Source organism: Megasphaera stantonii (assembly GCF_025567065.1).
GTDB lineage: Bacteria > Bacillota > Negativicutes > Veillonellales > Megasphaeraceae > Megasphaera > Megasphaera stantonii.
The window spans coordinates 1-4,826 of the sequence record NZ_JAOQKD010000022.1 but is presented as its reverse complement, the minus strand read 5'-3'; the positions used below and the strand labels follow the sequence as shown (position 1 = coordinate 4,826).

Genomic DNA, 4,826 nt, shown 5'->3' with positions numbered 1-4,826 from the left:
GTGCGCAGTACCATCCGCACCGCCCAGACGAGGGATAATAAGACCTTGCAGGCCTTAGAAGCCTATGAAGGCGGCAAGACGCTGAACGACCAGATTCACGCCATGGAACAGGGCGGCATCGGTTCTGTCGGTATTCATGTCGGTATCGGTTCCAGCTCGTTTAAGCAGGAATACCAGAACGATACGGTTACCTATGCCGGCGGGACGCTGGCAAGTGAAGGGAATATTACCATCGCTGCCGGAAGTGAAGATGCCGCGAAAGGAAACATAAACGCCATTGGCGAAACTATACAGGGGCAGAACGTTACCCTAGCAGCGTCCCATGATATTGATTTGGGAGCAGGAACTAACACGCAGACCATTACAGAAAATTACAGCAGCAAAGGGTCTTCCCTGGGGATGACAATTACTGGTGGGGCGATCAGCGGCGTCGACGCCAGCTTCTCTAAGGTCAAAGACGAAGGAACGACGGAAACGACGACCCACACCGGGACGACCGTGACGGCATCGGATACGCTGACCATGCAGTCCGGGAACGATACGACGATTACGGGTTCCCAAGTAGGCGGGAAGACGGTGAAGGTAGACGTAGGCGGAAATCTGAATATTTCCAGTTTGCAGGATACGGAAACGTATCGGGGCGACAGCTCTTCCATGGGCGGCGGCATATCCGTGTCCATGTCGTCTGGCAGCAAGAAAGACTGGCTGGACGACTCTTTCCGTAAGTATGATTCCACGCCGTATGTCCCGGGAACGACGGGCGGATCGGCCTTCTTAGGAAAAGGCAGCATGGACAGCGACTATGCCAGCGTAACGCAGCAGGCCGGTATCTATGCCGGTGAAGGCGGATTTACGGTCCATGTCGAAGATAATACGCGTCTTACGGGCTCTCTCCTAGATAGCACCGCGTCGGAAGATAAGAACAGCCTGACGACGGGTACGCTGACGATGGAAGATATGGGAAATAAGGCGGAATACGATGTAAAGGATATTGGCATATCTTACACGCATTATGGAACAGACGCAGAAAAATACAAACATTATAACGAAAGTGGATTGGTGCCCGATTTGATGCCGGGGGCAGAAGATGAAGCTTCGTCGACAACCCATTCTGCGATTGCACCGGGGACGATTACAACGACGAAAGAAAAGACGGATTTGTCACAAATCAACCGTGATACGGCCAATGCCTTGAATAAACTGGATCATATCTTTGATAAGAAAACCATAGAAGAAAAACAGGAACTGGCGAAGTTATTTGCTAAAAATGGCAACGAGCTCATCCATAAAGTAAGCGAACACTATGGCTGGGCAGATGGCGATGCCAATAAAGTCGCCTTGCATACTTTAATAGGCGGCCTTACGGCGCAAATTGCAGGCGGTGATTTCAGCAACGGCGCATGGGCTGCTGGCGTTAACGAACAGTTAAGTAAAGAAATCTTGAAATTAGCAGATGGCGATCCGGCTAAGGCGCAGTTGTATAGTGCTGTTGTTGGGATTGCAGTAAACTCTATATTAGAAGAAGATACTGAAACTGGTGCAGCGGTATCACAATATGGGATGAAATGGAATAATTTTGCTATAGTTTGGGGGGCGAAAGAGATTGCTTCAGTTGCTTTAGCAGCAGCTGGCTTTACGATTAGTGCGAATACAATTAAAGATGCTCAACAAAATGTAGTGGCAGTGTATAATAATGTATCTGGATGGGTTGATGCAGCTGGAGACGTTATTGGTAATGAGTGGCAGGATTTAGTAGTATTTGCAAAATCAAAGGGACAATTAAAACGCATGCCTAAAAGAAAGATTGATGAATTAGGAGGAGAAAATTATACGCAAGGATTAAAAAGAAAGGTAGGAAAATCTCATTCAGATTTATATTGGAATCCTAAAACAGGAGATGTCTATGCGGTTCCCAAAGAAAAAGGGAAAGGCCAAGAACCGGAATTAGTTGATACAGTAGATCCGGATTAAAAAGGACTGATAAAAATGATTAACATAAATGAATATTTTGCAAAACGTGAACAAGGAAATATATCTAATATTACAATTATTTCCAAACCGATTATCCCTTTACGTATGTTACAACTAGAAGCTATTACTGAATATTACTTTAGAGAACCTGAGTATATATATATTCAAAAAAGAAGTGAATTAATATATGAAATAGTTTTTCAATGCGTCTTCTATTATCCAAATTGCAAAGAAGTGTCATGGAGTATATATGCCGATGATAGGAAAGATAAAAATATCGAAAACATAATTGTACGTCATTCAATATGGAATAAAAATAACGATATGCAAAAGATAAAGGAAAACTTCAAGCAAAATCGTGAAAAAATAGCGATGCTTCCGGATATTAAAACATATACACATGTTTGTAATTTTGATGAAACAAAATATGTTGCTTCAATACTATCGAGGCTCGATTCAGTTTTTTCTAATGGTATTGTTTTAGAGGATAATTTCAATGAAATTGAACCATGGAGTGATGTAGAGATTCAACGACGTTTAAGTTGGGGAACGGTTCGAGCCATCTGGAATCAAGATAAACGTTGGAAGAACATGTCGCAGATAATAACATTTTTATCTGAATTAGAAAGAATGATTAATTACTCAGAATTTGTTATTAATGATTCTATTGAATTAGATTTTATGTTTCCAATAGATGAATATGTTAAAAATATTTATCCGTATGCAGAAAATATAGAAAACAAATGACCCTTGGTGCCAATGAAACGGCACACCTGACGACGACGGATATTATTGGCAAGACAGGCATAGATATTGCCGATCAGGATATTGTCCTTTATAGGATACGGAGGCTATTCATTATGAAAAAAAGTATTTATATTGATTTTAATATTTTGACATGGTATATGAACAATAAGACGGAAAATGAGAACGTAGGTAAATGTTTAGAAAAAATAAAAAAGAAATATGATATATACTGTTCACCAGCACATTTTGAAGAAATAGCAAAAATAGAAAGAGAAATGAAAGAAAGAAAAATTTCTAAAGCTGTCATAAGAAAACATAAAAGATATTTAGAAGAACTCACTAATCAAAATATTGTTTATATAGAACCAAGAACTTCTTATGGTAAATATGTCTTGAAAAAAAATTCGGGATTATTTCCACAGGTTTATAGAGATGTAATAAAAAAAGATGGCCCTAACATAACTAGAGCTGTTGAAACAATTGATAAAAAAAATTTGGAATTTTGGAAAGAGAAAAGAGCAACTGCAAATGATCCTAATAAATCAGAGAATAAATTTTTGAATGCTACACTGGTAAGTGGGATTTCTACAAAGGATATTTTTGAATCAAAAGCTGTAGCATATATTTGTGAAAAAACTTCATGGGATGATTACAAAGAAAAAATTTCTCCTAAACTCTTAAAGAATATTTATGAAATTGATGTAAAAAGACCATATCATATATTTTCATTGCACATTGAATGTGCAATGAAAATTTTAAATTATTGCGGATATCATTCAGATACAGGAAATTTAGAAAGTCCTACGCATGATATTTCTCATGCGATTTATGGGGCTAAATGTGATTACTTTATTACGAGGGATAAGAAATTATTTTTTAGATTGAAAGCAGTATACTTTTGGTTAGGTGTTCCCACTAAAGTTTTTTTATGTAAAGGGAAGTAAATTGTTTTTTATCAATGAATAATAACTATTATGTTATCTTTTAGATTTACTCAATTATTATCAACTGGCTACGGAAACATAGATAGAGATACGATAAGGTACAATAATTTTCGCAAATTGAAAAGAAGATAAAAAGAGACATGGTTTGCAGAACTCTGGTAGAATGAAGTCGCGACACACCATTCTGAAAGGAGACAACAAACCATGTCTGAAAGGATTGTACAGCTAAATGAGGAAGTTATCAAGGGGCAGCTCAAAGAGCTGGTTCGAGGCAGCGTAGAGGCAACTCTCAACGAATTGATGGAGGCCGAGGCAGAGAAACTGACCCAGGCGGCCCGGTACGAGCGCAATGAGCAGCGGCAGGGCTATCGCAGCGGCCACTACAGCCGCAACCTTACCACCACTTCTGGGGACGTTACCCTGAAGATACCCAAGCTCAAAGGGATCTCCTTTGAGACCGCTATCATTGAGCGGTATCGCCGCCGGGAAAGCAGTGTGGAAGAAGTTCTCATTGAGATGTACCTGGCGGGCGTATCCGTGCGGCGTGTGGAGGACATTACCGAGGCGCTGTGGGGCAGCAAGGTGTCTCCGGCCACCATCAGTGAGCTGAACAAGAAAGCGTATGTCCACATCGAGGATTGGCGGAACCGCCCTCTGCAGGGTGGGAACTATCCGTATGTCTACGTGGACGGAATCTACCTGCGCCGAAATTGGGGCGGAGAGTTTGAAAATGTAGCCATTCTGGTGGCGATTGCGGTGAATGAGGACGGATATCGTGAGGTTCTTGGTGCCACCGAGGGCATGAAGGAGGACAAGGCCAGCTGGATCAGCTTCTTCCAGTGGCTGCGCGGCCGTGGCCTGGACGGGGTGAAACTGGTGGTTGGAGACAAATGCCTTGGTATGCTGGAGGCTGTAGGAGAAGTATTTCCAGAGGCCAAGTACCAGCGCTGTACCGTCCACTTCTACCGCAATGTGTTCTCGGTCACGCCTCGCTCCAAGGTGAAGCGGGTGGCAAAGATGGATAAGGTACAATAAGTTTCGCAAAAATAAAAAGAGACATGGCTTGCAGAACTCTGATAGAATGAAGTCGCGACACACCATTCTGAAAGGAGCAAGCAAACCATGTCTGAAAAGATTGTACAGCTTAACGAGGAAGTAATCAAG

3 protein-coding genes and 1 pseudogene are annotated in these 4,826 nt (G+C 41.7%); all 4 read left to right on the top strand.

Annotated elements, in window-relative coordinates:
* Positions 1-1,971, top strand: a 1,971-nt coding sequence (locus tag OCV58_RS10070; RefSeq protein ID WP_267312882.1) for a hemagglutinin repeat-containing protein, incomplete at its 5' end; no start/stop codon positions are given.
* Between the two features lie 15 nt (positions 1,972-1,986).
* Complete coding sequence (locus OCV58_RS10065) at positions 1,987-2,718, top strand: hypothetical protein (protein WP_154877757.1); 732 nt, start codon at positions 1,987-1,989, stop codon at positions 2,716-2,718.
* A gap of 113 nt (positions 2,719-2,831) precedes the next feature.
* Positions 2,832-3,662: a hypothetical protein gene (locus tag OCV58_RS10060; protein WP_154877756.1), complete on the top strand. Its 831-nt coding sequence runs from the start codon at positions 2,832-2,834 to the stop codon at positions 3,660-3,662.
* Between the two features lie 204 nt (positions 3,663-3,866).
* Positions 3,867-4,688: pseudogene (locus OCV58_RS10055) on the top strand (IS256 family transposase); the annotation flags it as partial.
* Between the last annotated feature and the right edge of the window lie 138 nt (positions 4,689-4,826).